At 63.8% G+C, this 18,103-nt stretch carries 23 protein-coding genes; 13 read left to right on the top strand and 10 right to left on the bottom strand.

Annotation, left to right across the window (positions count from 1 at the left end; genetic code table 11):
* The 5 genes from T5B8_RS12190 to T5B8_RS12170 all read left to right on the top strand — a co-directional run bounded on the left by T5B8_RS12190 (position 1) and on the right by T5B8_RS12170 (position 3,689).
* A complete protein-coding gene (locus T5B8_RS12190) occupies positions 1–537 on the top strand; it encodes a MauE/DoxX family redox-associated membrane protein (protein ID WP_353179106.1) in 537 nt (178 codons plus the stop codon).
* Positions 538–539: 2 nt separating this feature from the next.
* Positions 540–1,139, top strand: coding sequence for a methylamine dehydrogenase accessory protein MauD (gene mauD / locus T5B8_RS12185; protein ID WP_353179104.1), 600 nt, complete (start codon positions 540–542; stop codon positions 1,137–1,139).
* 15 nt (positions 1,140–1,154) lie between these two features.
* The gene (locus T5B8_RS12180) at positions 1,155–1,679 is read left to right on the top strand and encodes a methylamine dehydrogenase light chain (RefSeq protein ID WP_353179103.1); all 525 of its coding nucleotides are present in this window, start codon (positions 1,155–1,157) and stop codon (positions 1,677–1,679) included.
* Positions 1,680–1,683: 4 nt separating this feature from the next.
* On the top strand, positions 1,684–2,208 hold the full coding sequence (locus T5B8_RS12175) for a cytochrome C (protein ID WP_353179101.1): 525 nt from the start codon (positions 1,684–1,686) through the stop codon (positions 2,206–2,208).
* A 110-nt stretch (positions 2,209–2,318) separates the two neighbouring features.
* Positions 2,319–3,689: a hypothetical protein gene (locus T5B8_RS12170; protein WP_353179099.1), complete on the top strand. Its 1,371-nt coding sequence runs from the start codon at positions 2,319–2,321 to the stop codon at positions 3,687–3,689.
* A gap of 44 nt (positions 3,690–3,733) precedes the next feature.
* Here the strand turns inward: T5B8_RS12170 and T5B8_RS12165 are convergent, their stop codons facing one another.
* Genes T5B8_RS12165 through T5B8_RS12145 form a run of 5 tightly spaced genes read right to left on the bottom strand, consistent with a single transcriptional unit; the run spans position 3,734 to position 6,605 of the window.
* Positions 3,734–4,600 (bottom strand): SDR family oxidoreductase, encoded by an 867-nt coding sequence (locus T5B8_RS12165; protein WP_353179097.1) that lies wholly within the window; start codon positions 4,598–4,600, stop codon positions 3,734–3,736.
* Between the two features lie 14 nt (positions 4,601–4,614).
* Positions 4,615–5,433, bottom strand: coding sequence for an SDR family NAD(P)-dependent oxidoreductase (locus tag T5B8_RS12160; protein WP_353179096.1), 819 nt, complete (start codon positions 5,431–5,433; stop codon positions 4,615–4,617).
* A gap of 40 nt (positions 5,434–5,473) precedes the next feature.
* Positions 5,474–5,947 (bottom strand): TspO/MBR family protein, encoded by a 474-nt coding sequence (locus tag T5B8_RS12155; protein ID WP_353179094.1) that lies wholly within the window; start codon positions 5,945–5,947, stop codon positions 5,474–5,476.
* Positions 5,940–6,218, bottom strand: coding sequence for a hypothetical protein (locus tag T5B8_RS12150; RefSeq protein ID WP_353179092.1), 279 nt, complete (start codon positions 6,216–6,218; stop codon positions 5,940–5,942). The genes T5B8_RS12155 and T5B8_RS12150 overlap by 8 nt, the downstream gene beginning before the upstream one ends.
* A gap of 3 nt (positions 6,219–6,221) precedes the next feature.
* The gene (locus T5B8_RS12145) at positions 6,222–6,605 is read right to left on the bottom strand and encodes a sirohydrochlorin chelatase (RefSeq protein WP_353179090.1); all 384 of its coding nucleotides are present in this window, start codon (positions 6,603–6,605) and stop codon (positions 6,222–6,224) included.
* Positions 6,606–6,705: 100 nt separating this feature from the next.
* On the opposite strand from T5B8_RS12145, the gene sufT reads away from it, so the two are divergent.
* The gene (sufT, locus tag T5B8_RS12140; RefSeq protein ID WP_353179089.1) at positions 6,706–7,257 is read left to right on the top strand and encodes a putative Fe-S cluster assembly protein SufT; all 552 of its coding nucleotides are present in this window, start codon (positions 6,706–6,708) and stop codon (positions 7,255–7,257) included.
* Between the two features lie 294 nt (positions 7,258–7,551).
* A complete protein-coding gene (locus tag T5B8_RS12135) occupies positions 7,552–8,721 on the top strand; it encodes an MFS transporter (RefSeq protein ID WP_353179088.1) in 1,170 nt (389 codons plus the stop codon).
* Here the strand turns inward: T5B8_RS12135 and T5B8_RS12130 are convergent.
* The 3 genes from T5B8_RS12130 to T5B8_RS12120 are packed head-to-tail and all read right to left on the bottom strand — an operon-like array spanning position 8,718 to position 10,754.
* On the bottom strand, positions 8,718–8,864 hold the full coding sequence (locus T5B8_RS12130; RefSeq protein WP_353179086.1) for a DUF3096 domain-containing protein: 147 nt from the start codon (positions 8,862–8,864) through the stop codon (positions 8,718–8,720). The genes T5B8_RS12135 and T5B8_RS12130 overlap by 4 nt on opposite strands.
* 58 nt (positions 8,865–8,922) lie before the next feature.
* Entirely contained in the window at positions 8,923–9,612 is a 690-nt protein-coding gene (locus T5B8_RS12125) for an FFLEELY motif protein (protein WP_353179084.1), read from the bottom strand.
* On the bottom strand, positions 9,609–10,754 hold the full coding sequence (locus T5B8_RS12120) for an SMP-30/gluconolactonase/LRE family protein (protein WP_353179083.1): 1,146 nt from the start codon (positions 10,752–10,754) through the stop codon (positions 9,609–9,611). Before T5B8_RS12120 ends, T5B8_RS12125 begins: the two co-directional genes overlap by 4 nt.
* A 172-nt stretch (positions 10,755–10,926) precedes the next feature.
* Here T5B8_RS12120 and T5B8_RS12115 point away from each other — a divergent pair, with 172 nt between their 5' ends.
* Complete coding sequence (locus tag T5B8_RS12115; RefSeq protein WP_353179081.1) at positions 10,927–11,403, top strand: DUF4112 domain-containing protein; 477 nt, start codon at positions 10,927–10,929, stop codon at positions 11,401–11,403.
* A gap of 4 nt (positions 11,404–11,407) precedes the next feature.
* The gene (locus T5B8_RS12110; RefSeq protein ID WP_353179079.1) at positions 11,408–11,869 is read left to right on the top strand and encodes a peroxiredoxin; all 462 of its coding nucleotides are present in this window, start codon (positions 11,408–11,410) and stop codon (positions 11,867–11,869) included.
* Positions 11,870–11,879: 10 nt separating this feature from the next.
* Here the strand turns inward: T5B8_RS12110 and T5B8_RS12105 are convergent, their stop codons facing one another.
* Together T5B8_RS12105 and T5B8_RS12100 are read right to left on the bottom strand one after the other, a co-directional pair.
* A complete protein-coding gene (locus tag T5B8_RS12105) occupies positions 11,880–12,254 on the bottom strand; it encodes a DUF423 domain-containing protein (protein ID WP_353179077.1) in 375 nt (124 codons plus the stop codon).
* Positions 12,251–13,087, bottom strand: coding sequence for a PhzF family phenazine biosynthesis protein (locus T5B8_RS12100; protein ID WP_353179076.1), 837 nt, complete (start codon positions 13,085–13,087; stop codon positions 12,251–12,253). Before T5B8_RS12100 ends, T5B8_RS12105 begins: the two co-directional genes overlap by 4 nt.
* Before the next feature lie 75 nt (positions 13,088–13,162).
* On the opposite strand from T5B8_RS12100, the gene ppk1 reads away from it, so the two are divergent.
* The 4 genes from ppk1 (at position 13,163) to T5B8_RS12080 (ending at position 18,102) form a co-directional block, all read left to right on the top strand.
* On the top strand, positions 13,163–15,250 hold the full coding sequence (gene ppk1, locus T5B8_RS12095) for a polyphosphate kinase 1 (protein ID WP_353179074.1): 2,088 nt from the start codon (positions 13,163–13,165) through the stop codon (positions 15,248–15,250).
* A gap of 119 nt (positions 15,251–15,369) precedes the next feature.
* A complete protein-coding gene (locus tag T5B8_RS12090) occupies positions 15,370–16,338 on the top strand; it encodes a lipid-binding SYLF domain-containing protein (protein ID WP_353179073.1) in 969 nt (322 codons plus the stop codon).
* Positions 16,335–17,042, top strand: a complete 708-nt coding sequence (gene mtgA, locus T5B8_RS12085; RefSeq protein WP_353179071.1) for a monofunctional biosynthetic peptidoglycan transglycosylase — start codon at positions 16,335–16,337, stop codon at positions 17,040–17,042. Before T5B8_RS12090 ends, mtgA begins: the two co-directional genes overlap by 4 nt.
* A gap of 43 nt (positions 17,043–17,085) precedes the next feature.
* The gene (locus T5B8_RS12080) at positions 17,086–18,102 is read left to right on the top strand and encodes a hydrolase (protein ID WP_353179069.1); all 1,017 of its coding nucleotides are present in this window, start codon (positions 17,086–17,088) and stop codon (positions 18,100–18,102) included.
* The last annotated feature ends 1 nt before the right edge of the window (position 18,103 follow it).

Raw genomic sequence — 18,103 nt, 5'->3', positions numbered from 1 at the left:
ATGATTCATCCGATCGTTGCCGTGGCCTGTTCGCTGGTGCTGGCGGTCATCCTGCTGACCGGCGCCAGCCACAAGTTGCGTGCGCCGCATCGCTTTGCGCGCCAGATCGAGGACTATGCATTGCTCTCCGGTCATGCCGTGTCGCTGGCGGCCCGGGCGCTGCCGGTGCTTGAAGTGTTGATTGCGGTCGCGCTGCTGGTGCCGGCCCTGCGTGCCTGGGGCGCCGCCAGCGCGGCCCTGCTGCTGGCGTTGTATACGGCCGCGATCGCGATCAACCTCTGGCGCGGACGTCGCGAGATCGATTGCGGCTGCAGCGGGCCGGGTCTGGAGCGTCCGTTGTCGGGTGCCTTATTGGTACGCAATGCGGTGTTGATCGCAATGGCCGTACTCGCCGCCGTGCCCAGCACCACCGCCGTGCTGCATGGCTTCGGCCTGTTTCTGATCGGCGCCAGCGTGGCGGCCGTTCTCATCCTTTACACCGCGACCGAAGGGCTGCTGACCAACCAGCCGCGCCTGAAGTCGCTCTCCGGGAGATAGTCATGGATGTCGCTGTGTTGTCCCAGATTCTGCTGTGGATCGTGGTCGTGGCGCTTGCGTTCGTGGTGATGGCGCTGGTGCGCCAGGTGGGCGTGCTGCACTCGCGTATAGCACCGGCCGGCGCGCTCATGCTCGACAAGGGCGTGGCCGTGAACAGCCCCGCGCCGCAGGTCACTGCCACCGATCGCCACGAGCGCCCGGTGAATGTCGGCTACAAGGCCGACAAGGGCCAGCTGCTGTTTTTCATGTCGCCGACCTGTCCGATCTGCAAATCGCTGTTGCCGACGCTGCGTTCGCTGGCACGCAGCTATCGGCGCGATCTGGACGTGGTGTATGTCAGCGACGGCGATGCCGCTTCGCAACAGGCGCTGATCGCCGAGCACGGCCTGGAGGACGCCATCTATGTGGTCGGCCCGGAGATCGGCATGACCTACCAGATCGGCAAGCTGCCCTATGCGGTGCTCATCGATGCCGACGGCGTACTGCGCGCCAAGGGCCTGGTCAACAACCGCGAACATCTGGAAAGCCTGTTCGAAGCCCAGTCCATGGGCGTGGGCTCGCTCCAGGAATACATGCAGGGCCACAAGCGGGCCGCGCACTAACCACCGGGGGACACCATGAAATTTCTAGATCGTTTCTTCGAACGCTCGACCCGTCAGCTCGCGTATTCGACTTCGCGCCGCAACGCCCTGGTGCGTTTCGGCTCCTGGGTGGTGGTCGGCAGCGCGCTGCCGTTGATCCTGCCGGTGGATCGCAGCGCCGGTAACGCGCATGCGGCCGAACCGGGCACGCCTGGTGACCCCGGCGATCCGCAAAGCTGTGACTACTGGCGCTATTGCTCGATCGATGGCTTTCTGTGTACCTGTTGCGGCGGCACCATCAATGCCTGCCCGCCCGGCACGGATGTATCGGAAGTCACCTGGGTAGGCACCTGCCACAACCCCGCCGACGGGCGCGATTACATCATCGCCTATAACGATTGCTGCGGTAAGCAGGCCTGCGGCCAGTGTGCCTGTAACCGCAACGACAGCGAGCAGCCGCTCTATCGCCCCTTCAACAACAACGACATCAACTGGTGTCTGGGCGCCGAGCATCTGACCTACAACTGCACGATTGCGACCATTCGGGATGTGGCCAGCTAGCACGATGGGTACGCGTGCGCTTGTCGCGGCGGCGTTGTGTCTGCTGGGGGCAACCGCCACGGCACAGAGTCTGCCGGGGCCGGACAATCGGCCGGCCCCCGGCAACGAGGTGCCGGCGCTCACGCCGCGCGAAGCCGGCTATCGCCCGCAGGTGAACTATCAGCTCGAATGCTCGGGCTGTCACCACGTCGACGGCGAGGGCTCACGCGCCAACGATGTGCCGCGGATGAAGGATTTCGTTGGTCATTTTCTCGACGTGGAAGGCGGGCGTGCGTTTCTGGTGCAGGTGCCCGGCGTGTCGCTGTCGAGTTTCACCGACGCCCAGCTGGCGGACTTGCTCAACTGGATGCTCACCAGCGATATCGCCGGTGACAGCACGCCCGTCGACTTCGTGCCGTATACCGCCTCGGAGGTCGCCACTTTGCGGGCCGAGCCGCTCGAGCGTATCGATGTCAGGCGCAACGTGTTGCTCGAGCGCATGCGCGCCAAGCGCATTGCCATTCGCGACGGGCTGGGGGATCGGCCGTAGTCGAGCGAGTCGATCATGCAGCTCGCCAACGGCCGTCGTTGCCCGCACGTCCATCAATATCGGAATCGTCATAAACCGGGCGCACTGCGCCCACAAGCCAAGGGGGATTCATGAACACAACCAACAGCCGGCGCGCGGTGGCTATTGCACTGGCCGCCACCGCGGCTCTGGCATCGAGTCAGGCCGGCGCCCATACGCTCTACGATAACGGCGACACCGTGATCGACTTCGATTTCGAAGCCGCGGTCGGTGTATTCAACAGCTCGAAGTCCTATGCGCAGGTGCTGCGTACCGAAGACGACAGCCCGACCTGGCAGGAAGGCTATGCCAAATACGGCTTGAGCGCAGCCACCGGCCTCGACGGCGCGGGCAGCGTCTACGGCGCGTTCAACCTGTTGAGTTCCGCCACCCGTGGCGATGGCGATGCCGGTGGTTTTTCGACCGGCAAGGAAGAAGACACCCAGGTCGAGGACGCCTATATCGGCTGGGTGTCGGGCGATCTCGTGCCCTGGCTGGGCGAAGACGGTATCGACCTGTCGTTCGGGCGCCAGAGTTTCACGATCGGCGACGGTTTTCTCATCAATGGCGATTCGCTGAACTTCGGCGAAGGCTTCCAGCCGCTCGCCGATGCCGGTATCGCCCCGAACGGGCTCAGTCGCGGCGGCGCGTACTGGCTTGCGGCCCGTAAGGCCTTCGACAAGACCGCCATTCTGCGCCTGGGCGGCGACAGCGGGTTTCATCTGGACGGTTTCTGGCTGCATTCGGACAACAAGGCCCAGGCCGAAATGGAACTGGCGGGTGCCAATCTCGAATACCGGGACGCCACCTACGGCACCGTCGGCGTGACTTATCTCAAAGGTCTGGACGTCGACGAGGAATCGGCCGAATTCCTGGGCTATCAACATCGTGACGGCCAGAAAACACTGGCGTTTCGCGCCAACGGCAGTCTGGGCGTGGAAAACCTGTTCGTCTCGACCGAGTATGTCGATCAGGACAATGGCGACGACTACGCCGGCGGTGGCGACGATCACGCCTGGTACGGCGAAGCCGGCTGGACGTTTGCCGACATGCCCTGGTCGCCCAAACTGACCTACCGTTTTTCCAGCTTTTCGGGCGGCTTCGACCCGCTATTCTTCGGGTTCAACCGGGGTTATGGCACCTGGTTCCAGGGGGAAGTGGCGGCCAACTATGCCGGGCCGTTCAACAGCGATACCGACGTCCACCATGTGGGGCTGGCCCTGGCGCCCTCGGAAACGGTCGAACTGGGCGCGCTGTTCTTCCAGTTCGACAATGCCGGCGACGGCTTTCTCGACGGCAACGAAGTCGATCTCTATGCGCAGTGGATCGTCAACGAGCATCTCGTGATCAGCCCGTTGGTCGGCTTCTACACGCCGGACAACTCGGCGGCTGAAGGCGGCACGCAGATTGGCGATGACGACACCAACGTTTATTCGCAGGTGATCGCGATCGTGAATTTCTAAGGGCTACGGCCCCGGCGCATGCCGGGGCCGCCAGCGCACCGGCTTCAGTCGGTGCGATTGCCCATCGAGCCGGGCGGCGGCGGTACGTCGTCCGGCACGAAAAAGTCGGGCCAGAGTTCCTTGCTCGGATCGACCGCGTATTGCTCGAAGTCGTTGACGCCGTTTTCGTGCAGCAGCACATCGTCCATGCAGAAGCGGCCGGTGAAGTCGCGGCTGTTCTTGGTCAGGATGATATGCGCGGCGTCGGCCATGATCTCGGGGGTGCGGCAATGCGACTGCATTTCCTTGCCCCCGATCAGATCAATCGCTGCGGTGGCAATACCCGTACGCGGCCACAGCGCATTGAAGGCGATGCCGTCTTCGGCGAATTCCTCGGCCATGCCCAGCACGCACAGGCTCATGCCGTATTTCGCGATCGAATAGGCCACATGCGGGCCGAACCATTTCGGCTTCATGTCGAGCGGCGGCGAGAGCATGAGCACATGCGGATTCTCGGCCTTCTTGAGATGCGGAATACACTTCTGGCTGACCAGATAGCTGCCGCGGGCGTTGATCTGGTTCATCAGATCGTAGCGCTTCATCGGCGTTTCCAGCGTGCCGGTCAACGAAATGGCGCTGGCATTATTCACGCAGATATCGATACCGCCGAAACGCTCGGCAGTCTGCTCGACCGCCGCCTCGACCTGGTCCTCTTCGCGGATATCGCAGACGATCGGCAATGCCTTGCCGCCCGCCGCCTCGATTTGTTCGGCCGCGGTGTAGATCGTGCCCGGCAACTTTGGGTGCGGCGTATCGGTCTTGGCCGCGATGGCCACATTGGCCCCGTCGCGAGCGGCGCGAAGCGCGATGGCCAGGCCGATGCCGCGCGAGGCACCGGAAATGAAAAGCGTCTTGTTACTCAGATCAGCCATTTCGATCGTTCCTTCTACCGTGCGTTGTCGCTTTTGGGGAGTGCGAACCGCATCACGCGGTCGATCATCCAGGGCGTGAGCGAACCGGGGGACAGCCGCGACAGACGGGTCAGCATGCGATAAGACAAGCCGGGTACCACCTGCGAATGCTTGCCAAGGCCCTTGAGCGCGGCCTTGACTACATCTTCGGCGCTCATGATGGTCGCGCGCATGGGCGCGGGCCAGTTGGTCGGATCGACGTTGGCGTGATCGAAGAATTCGCTCTGGGTCAGGCCCGGACACAGCGAAACGACATCGACGCCGTCGCGGGCGAGTTCTTCGTGCAGCCCTTCGCCGAGGAACCGGTTCCAGGCCTTGGTGGCGCTGTAATTGGAAAACATCGGTGTCGGCATGATGCCGGCCACGGAGGCCAGCATGACGATACCGCCACGTCGATCGTCGCGCATACGCTGGCCGAAATGATGCGCCAGTATCAGCGGCGCACGGCAGTTGAGCGCGAGCATCTGCAGTTCGTCTTCGAGCGCATGATCGAGAAATTCGCCGGTCATGCCGGAGCCGGCGTTGTTGATCAGCAGCCCGACATGGCGCGTACCCAGGGCGTCGGTAATCGTGGTGAGAAAATCGTCGGCACACAGGTCAGCGCCGATGGCCAGCGTGCGTACCCCGTATTCCGATTCGAGCTCGGCGCCCAGGGCTTCCAGGCGCTCACGACGGCGCGCGACGAGCGCGACATTGACGCCCTTGGCCGCGATCTGGCGCGCGAACTCGGCGCCGATACCGGCGGACGCGCCGGTAATCAGGGCCCAGGGGCCGTATTTGTCGACAAAGGCCATGAAACAACTCCTGGCTTGCGGGGAATAACGACGAAGCGACCTACAGACCGTTCCAGTTCAATACCAATAGCCCGGTGTTGAGATACACCGCATAACTGACCCAGGCCAGATAGGGCACCAGTAAAAGTCCGGCGAGTCGGTCGATCCGCCAGAAGGCGGCGAGCGTTGCGGCTAGCACCAGCCATAGCGCGACGATGACGATCAGTGCCCAGAGCAGTGCGTGGGCGCCGAAGGCCACCGGCATCCAGAGTGCATTGAGCAGCAGCTGGAGCGCGAACAGCGCCAGCGCGCGACCGACGCCTGCCGCGCGCCAGACGCGCCATGCGGCCACGGCCATGCCGATATACAACAGCGTCCAGGCGATCGGAAACGCGATATCCGGCGGTGTGCCGGCCGGCTGGTTGAGCTGTTCGTACCAGAGCCCTGGCGGGAATACCGCGCCGGTCAGCGATACCAGTGCGACCGCGATACCGCATACCAGCGCCGCGCGCGTGGCATTGAACGACTCACGCATGGAAAACGCCCCGACGCGTGGGCACCCACCAGGTAAAGCCGAAGATCAGCGTGGCCATGATGGTTGTGCCCCAGCCAACCTTGCGCCCTTGGACGGCGATGAAGGCCAGCGGGAATTCGAGGATATGGATCATGAGCACGATCGCCCACAGCTGGGTAACCGGATGAGCAAAGCCGTACACGACATAGCAGTACAGGCCGAAGCCATGCAGTACCAGCAACACCAGATTGAGCAGCAGCCAGAAGCGGCGATTGTCGGCGATACGATCCATTGTCTAGACGCTGGTGGCGGCGCTGTCGGCGAGCATGGTCAGCAGCAGCTTCGGCATGGTTTCGGAGGTGCCCAGATAGGGCGCGATCTCGATATGCACGTCCGGATGCTGTGCCTGGGTCGTTGCGACTTCCTCGGGGATATCCTCGGCGACATGCCGGCCGGCTGACAGAAAATAGGGCAGTACGGTGATATGCGCCGCGCCGTCCGCGATCAGGCGTTCCAGGCCGTCCGGGATCGAGGGGTCGGCGAGTTCCAGAAAGGCGCATTCGATCGCAGCGAAACGCTCGCCGGATTCGGCGCGCACGCGCTCGGTGAGGGCGCGCACTTCGTCGTTCGAAGCCTGACGGCGACTGCCGTGGGCCACGACAAGCAGGGATTTTTTCATAGCCGCAATCCTACCAGAGCATGATGCGATGCAGGCGGCCGGACAGGTATCAATGCGGTTGGTAGACTATGTTGATCTACATCAACGCAGGTATCTCGCCATGCAGATGCCCTCCAACGAACCCGTCACCTTCCAGCGCGACTGCGAAGCGGTGCTCATTCCGGCCGGCGATACGGTCGAGATTCCGGTCGGCACCCACGGCAACATCACCCAGGCGCTGGGTGGCTCCTTCACGGTCTATATCGCCGGCAACCTGATTCGCATCGCCGGTGAGAACGCCGATGCGATCGGCCAGGAACCGCCCGAGCCGCTGCGCCTGCCCGAAGGGGCGGGCAACGACGATGTCGAAGCCATGGTATGGGACCAGATGCGGACCGTGTTCGACCCGGAGATCCCGATCAATCTGGTCGATCTCGGCCTGGTCTATCAGTGCGATTTCGATCATAGCGACCCGCAGGCGCGCATCGTGGATATCGACATGACCCTGACCGCGCCGGGCTGCGGTATGGGCGATATCCTCGTCGACGATGTGCGTAACAAGGTCAAGATGGTGCCCACCATCGCCCAGGTGCGTGTCGAGCTCGTATTCGACCCGCCGTGGACGATGGAAATGATGAGCGACGCCGCGAAGCTCCAGGTGGGCATGCTCTAGGGAATCTGTCGCACAACCTCTCGCGGATCGCGTTCGAGGCCGAACCCCGGGCGGGCTGTGGCCTTGCGCGCGCTTGATCGGCGTCAGTGTTCGCTACCGTGCAACTTGCGATTGGCTTGGGCACGCTACGCTCTCACTTGTCTGTCAATCGCGCGCAAAGCACACCGGCGCGACCGCGACAGGTGATGCAGAGATTCCCTAGCGTCGATATCGGTTTGCGCCGCCTCGCCTTGCCGGCGGGCGAGCGCGAACGTAGCCTTTGCTGCATCTTGCATCGACCAAGGAGCAGCCCGGGTGGCGGAGACGATTGAAAGCGGCGTGGGCGCCGAGCGCCGGCTACTGGGGCTGAGCTGGTCGCATTTTCTCAACGACGGTGCTGCGACCTTTTTGCCTGGCATCCTGCCGGCGTTGCTGATTCAGATGCAGCTGTCGGTCAGCCTGGCCGGCACCATCATGGCGGCGCTGCTGGTCGGTCAGGGCTTGCAGCCGCTGGTCGGCCTGCTCGGCGATCGCTTCGGCGGGCGCACGTTCGTCGTGCTGGGCCTGCTGGGTTCGTCGGTTGGCGGGGCGCTCATCGGTTTCGTGGATACGATGCCCTGGCTGATCGCCGTGCTGGTGCTCATCGGCATTTCCAATGCCCTGTTTCATCCGCAGGCGTTGGCTGGCGTACGCTTGCTGTCGCATCAGCGCCAGGGCAGTGCGATGTCGTTTTTTCTGGTCGGCGGCGAAATCGGGCGTGGTGTCTGGCCGGCACTGGCCAGCCTCGTGGTGGTACATATCGGCATGTCATATCTGTGGCTGCTGTCGATCCCGGCCCTGTTCACCCTGCCCCTGTTATGGCGCTGGGCGCCGAGCCTGCCCGCGCGTCAGGCCGATACCACTCCGATCGCCTGGCGCCGGCATGCGGGGCCCTTGAGTCGGCTGGTGTTGTTCTGCGCGTTGCGCGCGCTGATCATTTTCAGTGTGATTACGTTCGTGCCGGTGTTGTGGTCCCAGGCCGGCGGCGGGCTCACCGCGGGCGCGAGTTTCATCACCGTGCTCATGGTCGTCGGCGTGATCGGCAATCTCGGCGGCGGGCGACTGGCCGATTCGCAGCCCACGCGCCCGATACTCATCGGCTCGATGCTGGTGTCGAGCGTGCTGCTCCTCGCCTTTGTGGTGCTGCACGGGCTGTGGCTATGGCTGGTGCTGGCGGCGTTGGGGATCGCGCTGTTCTCGACCCTGCCGTTGACCATGCTCATTGCCCAGGACGTGTTACCGGAGAACCGCTCGTTCGGCTCCGGCCTGGCACTGGGGCTTGCCAACGCGATGGGCGCGTTGGCGATCATCGCTTTGGGGCCGGTGGCCGAGCATTTCGGCGCGGCCGCGCCGCTATGGCTGGCCGCAGTCGGTGGCCTGATCGCGGCGGTGCTGGCGTTCTGGCTGCCGGCGCATCGCGCGCCGACGCTAGGGAATACGTCCTAGAAATGCACCAGACCGAGCACGCCGATGAGAATCAGATAGCCGGCGACGATGTAGTTGAGCAGGCGCGGCACCACGAGAATGGCAATGCCGGCGGCCAGCGAGACGATCGGTACGAGGCTGGCATCGGAAATGGTGATGGTCATCGAACAGCGGCGGTGAGGAATTTGTCGTGAGAATGCGGCAAGGCGCAGCCGAGCGCAATCAGCTGCTGCCCGCGGTGCGCCCGATCAGCCGGTCGAGCTCGCGCCGTTGCAACGTCAGCGCTTCACGGGTCGCGGTTTCCAGATCGCGGGTGTTGCGCATGGCCGAAAATCCTTCGGCCAGCAGGCCATAGGTCTGGCCCATGCCCAGCGCCTTGGCTGGCGAGCTGGCCAGCTTGAACGCCCAATAGGCGGCGCGGTTGTCGGCAAAGCCGCCGAGCAGATCCACGAGCTCGCCGACCCAGCCGATCTGCTGTTCGCGTACGTCGAATCGGCCAACCTCGCGAAAGGCGGCGACATAGCCCTTGCGGGTGATGGGCTGATCGGGCGTGCGCGTTTCCAGCTGCTCGGCCATGTCGGCATCCAGGGTATCGGCGGTATGCTGCAGACGCACCGCGATCACCAGCGGTCGATGGTCGTCGATGATGCGACCGATACGGTTCGCGATCTTGCCCGGGTCGGCGGTCAGCTCCGACCAATCCGCTTCGAGATAGAAGCTGCGGGTAAGAAAATGCAGCAGATCTTCGCCGTCGTAGCGCTCGGCCAGGGGGCGATGCAGGGCCGCGGTGTTGCGGGCCTGCCATTCGCGTAGCGCGGCCAGGCGGGCGTCGAACGCCGGCTCACTACGCTCGGCAAGCGCGGCGCGGGCCTGGCGTAGTTCGATGAGTGCCTGTTCGAGATTCGAGCTCATGGCGTAACCGGGGCCGGTCGGGATATACGTGCGAAGGCGTCGGCTGCAAGACTGCCCAGATAGAGCGTATCGCCGTGTTCTTCGACGCTGGTGATTGGGGCGAAGGCATTCGCTGCATCGTCGCGCAGGTCGGTGACCACCGTACCATCGGCTTTGATCCCCAGCAGGCTGGCCACGTGCTTGGGCGCCGGCTGGAGCGCCTCGGGCAGATGGAAGACGATTTTTCGCAGCCAGGGCTTGTCGGCGGCGAAATCCAGCAGCTGGTTGCGCGGGGCGAACAGCGCGACCCACAGCGTATCGCTGTCGGCGCCGTGCGAGATCCCGTCGGGAAAGCCCGGCAGCCGGTCGATGAAAATATCGCTCTGACCCGCCTTGTCGCCGGTCAGCCAGTAGCGCAATACACGATAGCTGCCGGTTTCGGTGACCAGTACATGGGATTGATCGCCGCTGACAGCTACACCGTTGGCGAACTGTAGTCCGCCGAGTAACACGGTGACGCTGGCGGTGTCCGGGTCGTATTCCAGCAGCCGGCCGTGGCCGCCGTGTTCGAGAATATCGGTGCGATAGGCCGCCTGGTCGTACTTGCTCGACGCGTCGGTAAAATAGATGCGTCCGTTGGCGGCGACATCCACATCGTCGGTGAATTTGAATGGCACACCGTCGGCGCCGCTGGCCAGGATCTTGATATCGCCGTCGCTGTTGATCGCCAGCAGGCCCTTGTCGGCATCGGCCACGATCAGCGTCTGGCCCGGGCGGCTCGTGTCTGCGGCGGGGATACCGTTCTGGGCTGCGTTATCAGGCGGCGCCACCGGGCCATCCGAGAACGCCAGGCCGAGCGGGCGGCCATTGGTCGTGGCGAATACCTCGCCGTTGCGCCCGTTGCTGTCGAAACGCCGGATCGTACCGTCCTCGTAGCCGGCATACAGCCGCCCCTGATCGTCGATCGCGACATCTTCGGGGCCCACGGCCACACCCTGGGCCAGACGTTCGGCCTGGGCCAGCGGCGCGCTTTGCACCGGCGCGTTGCCGGTCACCGCAGGCGCCGGATTCCACGGCTGGGGCGTGAAATCGCTGGGCCAGAACAGCGCATAGGCGATGAACGCCAGCAGCGCGATCAGCAACAGGGTGAACAGTTTTTTCATGTCGTTCCTTGGCCCGCTAAACGCAGTCGGGCGGTGAATCCGCCTACAATGATCGCAAATATCAGTGCCGCTCGTTTACCTGTCCTCAGCAAACGACACGCGCGGGGCGACGTCTGGCACGCGCAAAAGACGCCAGCGCGGCCGTGGCGGCATAAATCTTAAAGGTTGCCTAATGAACGACACCGTTTCGCCCGCCCTGCTTGCCAAGCGCCGTGCCAGCCTCAGCCGGATCGACCGACTCGCGTGGTGGCTCGACGATGCCTTCGAAATTCCGGTTATCCGTAAACGCGTGGGCATCGACGGCATTGCCGGCCTCGTGCCCTTTGCTGGCGATCTGGTCGGTGCGGGGCTGTCGAGCCTGCTGGTGATCGAAGCCTTGCGTCTGGGTGCGCCCAAAAGCGTATGGATGCGTATGGGGGCCAACGCGGGCGTGGATTTCCTCGTCGGCCTGGTGCCGGTGGTCGGCGATATTTTCGATATTGCCTGGAAGGCCAATCGTCGTAACGAGCGTGTGTTACGACGCTGGCTGGAAAAAACCACCCAAACCGAAAAAAAAACCGCTCGCTGGGGCGGCGCGTTAGGCGTTAGTCTGGGGCTGGCCGCTGCATTCATCGTCACCGTCGTGCTCTGGCGCGCGCTATTCGGGTAAGCTCATGAGTCATAAAATTGATGTCGGCGATCGTGCCCCCGCTATCCAGCGCCGTGCCCACGACGGGCGCGAGATCGACACCGAGGCGTCGCTCGGAGAGCGGCCGCTCGTGGTCTATTTCTATCCGCGCGACGGTACGCCCGTGTGTACCCGCCAGGCCTGTGGCTTTCGCGATCAACTCGAGGCCTTCAACGCCATGGATGCCGAGGTCATCGGTATCAGCGCCGATGACGATGCCAGCCATCGGGACTTCGCAGAGAAACACGCGCTCGATTTTGCGTTAATTGCCGATGAGGACGGTTCGCTGTCCAAGGCCTTCGATGTGGGTCGTGCGCTGGGCGTGCTGGGCAACCGGGTGACCTTCGTGATTGATCGCGAGGGCATCGTGCGTCTGCGCTATCAGGCCCAGATGGCCGCGAACCGGCATGTCGACAAGGCGCTGATCACGCTGCGCGAGATCGGCTAGGCCCGACGAGCTACTGGCCGCGCAGCACCGCCCACAACAGCGCCGCCCAGCCCACGATCAGCAGCACGCCGCCGATGGGCGTGATCGCGCCCAGCCAGCGAATGCCCGAAAAGGCGAGCAGATACAGGCTGCCGGAGAAAACGAGCGTGCCCAGAACAAAGCAGATCGTGGCCACGCTCATGCCTGCGGAGCCCACGCCCTGGCGGGCGAGCAGGCCGACGCCGAGCAGCGCGAGCGCGTGATAGAACTGATACTGCACGGCGGTATGCCAGATCGCCTGCATGTCGGCAGTCAGCCGGTCGGCCAGGGCATGAGCGCCAAAGGCGCCGAGCAGTACCCCGATCAGCCCGTACAGACTGGCCGCGGCGAGTGCGAATTGGGTCATGAGCGAGCGGCCTCAAGGTCGATGAAGAGTTGGTTCTCGGCATAGCGTACGGCACGCCCGCCCAGATGCACGCGATCGTCGGCCAGCCGGCAAATGACGGTGCCGCCGCGGCGCGAGATCTGGCGTCCGGCGAGTTCGGTCTTGTGTAGACGCGCGCCCCAGTAGGGGGCGAGCGTACAGTGCGCCGAGCCGGTGACCGGGTCTTCGTCGATACCGTGCGCGGGTGCGAAATAGCGGGAGACGAAATCGTGTATGCCGTCGTCGGCGGGGGCGGTGGCGATCACGCCGCGATTGTCTTCGCGATTGCAGGCCGCCAGCGCGCGCATATCGGGCGCGAGCGCGGCTACGATGGCGGCCTGGTCGAATATGGCCAAGTGATTGGCGCCGACATGCCAGGCCACGCTGGTTGCGCCCAGCGCGGCTTCCACCGCTGCGGGCGCGCGCTCGAGCGGCTGTGCCGGTCGGCTGGGAAAATCCAGCCAAAGCATGCCGTCGGTTTCGCGCACGCCGAGTTCGCCGGCATGGCGGGTGGCAAAACGCAGTGGCGCGCGAAAGCCCGTGCGACAGTGCAACAGCACATAGGCGCTGGCCAGCGTGGCGTGACCGCACAACTCGACCTCGCAGGTCGGCGTGAACCAGCGCAGCTGGTGCGTCGTGTCGCCGGGTACGACGAACGCGGTTTCGGCCAGGTTGTGCTCGGCCGCGATCGCGAGCAGCGTCGTATCATCGAGCCAGTCGTCGAGCAGGACCACCGCGGCCGGGTTGCCGCGAAATACGCGGTCGGTAAAGGCATCGATATGCCAGGCGCTGAGTTGCAGTATCGCGTCTGTCATGGAAATGTCATCTGCTGTTGCTATCCGTTAAGCCCATTTTTCAAGCCGGCGCCTCGCGCCGCGAGTCGATTTCGCATGAGTGCAAACGCCAAAGACGTCGCAGAGCGCGAGCTCGATGCCCCCGATCTGTTCATCAATCGCGAGTTGTCGCTGCTCGAATTCAATGATCGGGTGCTCGAACAGGCCCGCGATACGCGCGTGCCGCTGCTCGAGCGGCTGAAATTCCTGTGTATTTCCTCGACCAATCTGGACGAGTTCTTCGAGGTGCGCGTGGCCGGGCTCAAGCAGAAGGCCGAACTGGTCAACTCGCCCACCGAGGCCGACAACCGCACGCCCACCGAAGCACTGCGTGCGATCAGCATGCGTGCACACGAGTTGGTGGCCAAACAATACAGCACGCTCAACAACGAATTGATTCCGGCGTTGCAGGAGGAGGGTATCCGCTTTCTGCGCCGTTCGGAATGGAACGCCGAGCAGCGCGCGTGGCTGGCCCAGTTCTTCGAGGAGGAATTGCTGCCGGTGATCAGCCCGCTGGGGCTGGACCCGGCGCATCCGTTTCCGCGCATTCTCAACAAGTCGCTGAATTTCATCGTATCGCTCGACGGCACCGATGCCTTCGGACGCAAGATCGATTATGCCGTGGTGCAGGCGCCGCGCGCGCTGCCGCGGGTGATCCAGCTGCCCCAGGAAACCGGCAGCGGTCCGCACGATTTCGTGTTCCTGTCGTCGATCATCCATCAGCATGTCGGCGACCTGTTCCCGAGCATGGGCACGCGCGGCTGCTACCAATTCCGCGTGACGCGCAATTCCGATCTGTTCGTCGACGAAGAAGAGGTCGACGATCTGCTGCGCGCGGTCGAGGGCGAGTTGCCGTCACGCCGCTATGGCGATTGCGTGCGCCTGGAAGTCGCGCATAACTGCCCCGACTCGTTGAGCAAATACCTGCTCGATCGCTTTTTGCTGTCGCGCGAGGATCTGTTCCAGGTGGACGGGCCGGTCAACGTCAACCGCCTGATGTCGCTACTGGATACGGTCGATCGCCCGGATCTGAAGTATCCGGCGTTTTCGCCGCGCCTGCCCAGCGAACTCGGGCCCAGTGGCGATCTGTTTGCCGAGATTCGTGCCTCGGACGTGTTGCTGCATCACCCCTTCGATTCGTTCCTGCCGGTGATCGATTTCGTGCGCCGGGCCGCGTCGGATTCGCGCGTACTCGCGATCAAGCAGACGCTGTATCGCACCGGGCCCGATTCGGCGGTAGTCGATGCGCTGGTCGAAGCCGCGCGGGCCGGCAAGGAAGTCACCGTGGTCGTGGAGCTGCGTGCGCGTTTCGACGAAGCCGACAACATCGAGCTGGCCAACCGGCTGCAGGCCGCCGGCGCGCATGTGGTCTATGGCGTGGTCGGTTACAAGACCCACGCCAAGATGACACTGATCGTGCGCCGCGAAACCGACGGTTTGCACAACTACGTGCATCTGGGCACCGGCAACTACCATCCCAAGACCGCACGGCTGTATACCGACTACGGTCTGTTCTCCTGCGACGACGATCTCGGCAACGATGTGCACGAGATGTTTCTGCAGCTCACCAGCCTGGGCAAGGTCTCGGGACTGGCACGGCTGCTGGATGCGCCGTTTCGCCTGCATGCAGCGATCATCGAAAAGATCGGCCGCGAGGCCGAGCATGCGAAGGCCGGCAAGCCGGGCCACATCATTGCCAAGATGAATTCTCTGGTCGAGCCGCAGGTGATTCGTGCGCTCTATGCCGCCTCCCAGGCCGGGGTGAAGATCGAGCTGATCGTGCGCGGTATCTGCTGTCTGCGCCCGGGTGTGGCCGGCGTGTCGGAGAATATTCATGTGCGTTCGATCGTCGGCCGGTTTCTCGAGCACACACGAGTGTTCTATTTCGCCAACGACGACGACCCCGAGCTGTATCTGGCCAGCGCCGACTGGATGGATCGGAATTTCTTCCGCCGCGTCGAAACCTGCTTTCCCGTGACCAGCCCGGCGTTATATGATCGGGTGCAGCGCGAACTGGCGCTCTACCTCGCCGACAACAGTCAGGCATGGCTGCTGGGCGAAGACGGGCGCTATACGCGTGCCGAGCCGGTCGGCGACGAACCGCCGCTGGCCGCTCAGAAGCGGCTGATGGAGGGGCCGGGCTGATCGCGGCGCATGCCACCGAATGTGAACCTGTGGTTGCGGTTGCGGTCTGATCGCGCGTAATTCTCGATTCGAGTCGGCGTTGGCGCCGGCTTCAACTCCGCAAGCAGGGGAAAGCATAGATGAAACAATGGATCACGGCGTTCGTGGCAGCGATCGCGCTGCTGTCGGTCACCACGACTGCCCTGGCGGCCAGCGAACAGGCCCAGGAACTCGACGATGCGACCACCGTCGTACGTCAGTTCGTGGATATCCCTGAAAATGCCATCCCGCCGGCCCTGCTGGGCCAGGCCTATGGCATCGCCGTCATTCCCAGCGTGTTCAAGGCCGGCTTCATCGTCGGCGGGCGCCACGGCAAGGGCGTATTGTCGGTACGTACCGCCGACGGCAGCTGGTCGAACCCGAGCTTCATCTCGCTGACCGGCGGCTCGATCGGCTGGCAGATCGGCGCGTCGTCGTCGGACATCATCCTGGTGTTCAAGACCCAGCGCAGCATCGACAAGATCGCCAATGGCCAGATCAACCTCGGCGCCGATGCCGCGGTGGCGGCGGGCCCGGTCGGGCGTAGCGCGGGCGCGTCGACCAATCTCGGCTTCGATGCCGAGGTCTACTCCTACTCGCGTTCGCGCGGGTTGTTCGCCGGCGTGTCGCTCGAAGGCGGCAAGATCAGCATCGATCGCGAAGCGAACTGGCTGTTCTACGACAAGGCCGGTATCGATGCTTACACCATCCTGCGTAGCAGCGACGAATCCAGTCTGCCGCAGCCCGGGCAGAAATTCGTGTATACGCTGGATCGCTACATGCCGCCGTCCAGCGAGTTCGATCGCGAGGCCGCGACCCGCGGCACGAGCATGGATTCGCGCAACAACAACGGCAATTCGGGCGGCAACGGCGCGCAACAGGACGATTACAGCCGCGGCCAGACCGTGCCCTACGAAAGCGGTAACGGCGTGGAAGTGCGCCAGGGCAATTACGACGCCCGGGACAACAGCGGCAATAGCGGCTACAACCAGAACAACAGCGCCAGCGACGACAACTACAACCAGGGTGGTGGTAGCGGCGACTACGGTAGCGGCAACAGCAACTATTGAGCGTTCTGTTTAGACGACCCTTTCGCTATGTGCTGATCGCTGTCGGCGTGCTCTTGCTCGCGCCGGCAGCGATGATTCTGCTCATGCGCTGGGTCAACCCGCCGGTGACGGCGTACATGCTGCGCGTTCATCTTCAAAGCGAGGCCAGCGACCAGGGTCCGACGATCTTCTACCGCTGGACCGATTTGGACGATATGGCCGCCTGCATGCCGCTGGCCGCGGTGGCCTCCGAAGACCAGACCTTCCCCAGCCATCACGGCTTCGTGTGGTCGGCGATTGGCGATGCGCTGGTCGACAACGCCGAAGGCGGCACCATTCGCGGCGCGAGCACGATCAGCCAGCAAACCGCCAAGAATCTGTTTCTGTGGCCGGCGAAAAGCTATATCCGCAAGGCCATCGAGGCCTATCTCACGGTCTGGCTCGAAGTGCTCTGGCCCAAGCGACGTATTCTCGAGGTCTATCTCAATATCGCCCAGTTCGACGACCGCGTATTCGGTGTGGGCGCAGCCGCCCAGCGGTTGTTCGGGATCAGTGCCAGCCAGCTCAGCACCGCCCAGTGCGCGCGCCTGGCCGCGGTATTGCCCAATCCGGAAAAATACAGCGCGGCCTCGCCGGGGCCTTATGTGCGGGGTCAGGCGGCCTGGATCATGCGCCAGATGCGTCAGCTCGGCGATGGTTATCTGGATGAAACGCTAGGCCGGTAAAGTAGACCGCTATGAACTCGTTCACGTATTGCCGGTGCCTCTCATGCTGATTCGCAGCGAATTCGAACCGGCATTCTGGCTGCGCAACGCGCACGCACAGACCGTGTTCGCCTCCAAGATGCGCTCGGCGCCGCCGATCGAAGTCGAGCGCGAACGCCTGGAACTCGACGACGGCGATTTTCTGGATTTGTCGTGGCTGCCCGAGCGCGGCCTGGATGCCGATGCGCCGGTGGTGATCGTGCTGCACGGGCTCAACGGTTCGCTGGAATCCAAGTATGCCCGCGGCCTGCTGCGCCAGGCCGATGCCCACGGCGCGCGCGGCGTGCTCATGCATTTTCGCGGCGCCGCCGAGCCCAACCGGCTGGCCCGCAGCTATCACTCGGGAGAAACCGGCGACTTCGAAACCGTGGTCGCCCATGTGCGCCGGCGTTTTGCGCGCGCACCGCTGGCCGCGGTGGGGTATTCGCTGGGCGGCAACGTACTGCTCAAGTATCTGGGCGAGCAGGGACGTGCGGCGCCGCTGGCCTGTGCTACGGCGGTATCCGTGCCCTACGATCTCAAGCGCTGTGCCGAGGCCATTCAGCAGGGGCTGTCGCGTATCTATCAGGCGCATCTGATCAATGGCCTGCGCGAGGCCTACGAGACCAAGTTCAAGCTCATCGAAGCCCCGCAGCCCTATCCGGATTTTCGCAAGCTGCGCGACTTTCCCGCCTTCGATAATGCCATCACCGCGCCGCTCAACGGCTTTCGTGATGCCGATGATTACTACGAACGCTCCAGCAGCGGCCCGTTTCTCAAGCATATCCGTGTGCCCACGCTGGTGATCCATGCCGAGGATGACCCGTTCATGGCACCGGACATCATTCCCGGACCCGAGGCGCTTTCCCAGGCGGTACGCCTGGAAGTCTCGCGTCATGGTGGCCATGTGGGCTTTGTGAGTGCCGGGCGTTACGGCGAGCCGGTCTACTGGCTGGAACAGCGCATTCCGGCCTGGTTGCGTGAACGTTTGCCCGGCTTCGTTGGCCCGGCATCGGTCAGCGAGGCCGAGGAAGCCGGCTAAG

The sequence above is a fragment of the Salinisphaera sp. T5B8 genome (genome assembly GCF_040361255.1).
Lineage (GTDB): Bacteria > Pseudomonadota > Gammaproteobacteria > Nevskiales > Salinisphaeraceae > Salinisphaera.
Note: the sequence above shows the minus strand (reverse complement) of the source record. Positions and strands in the feature narration are given on the sequence as shown.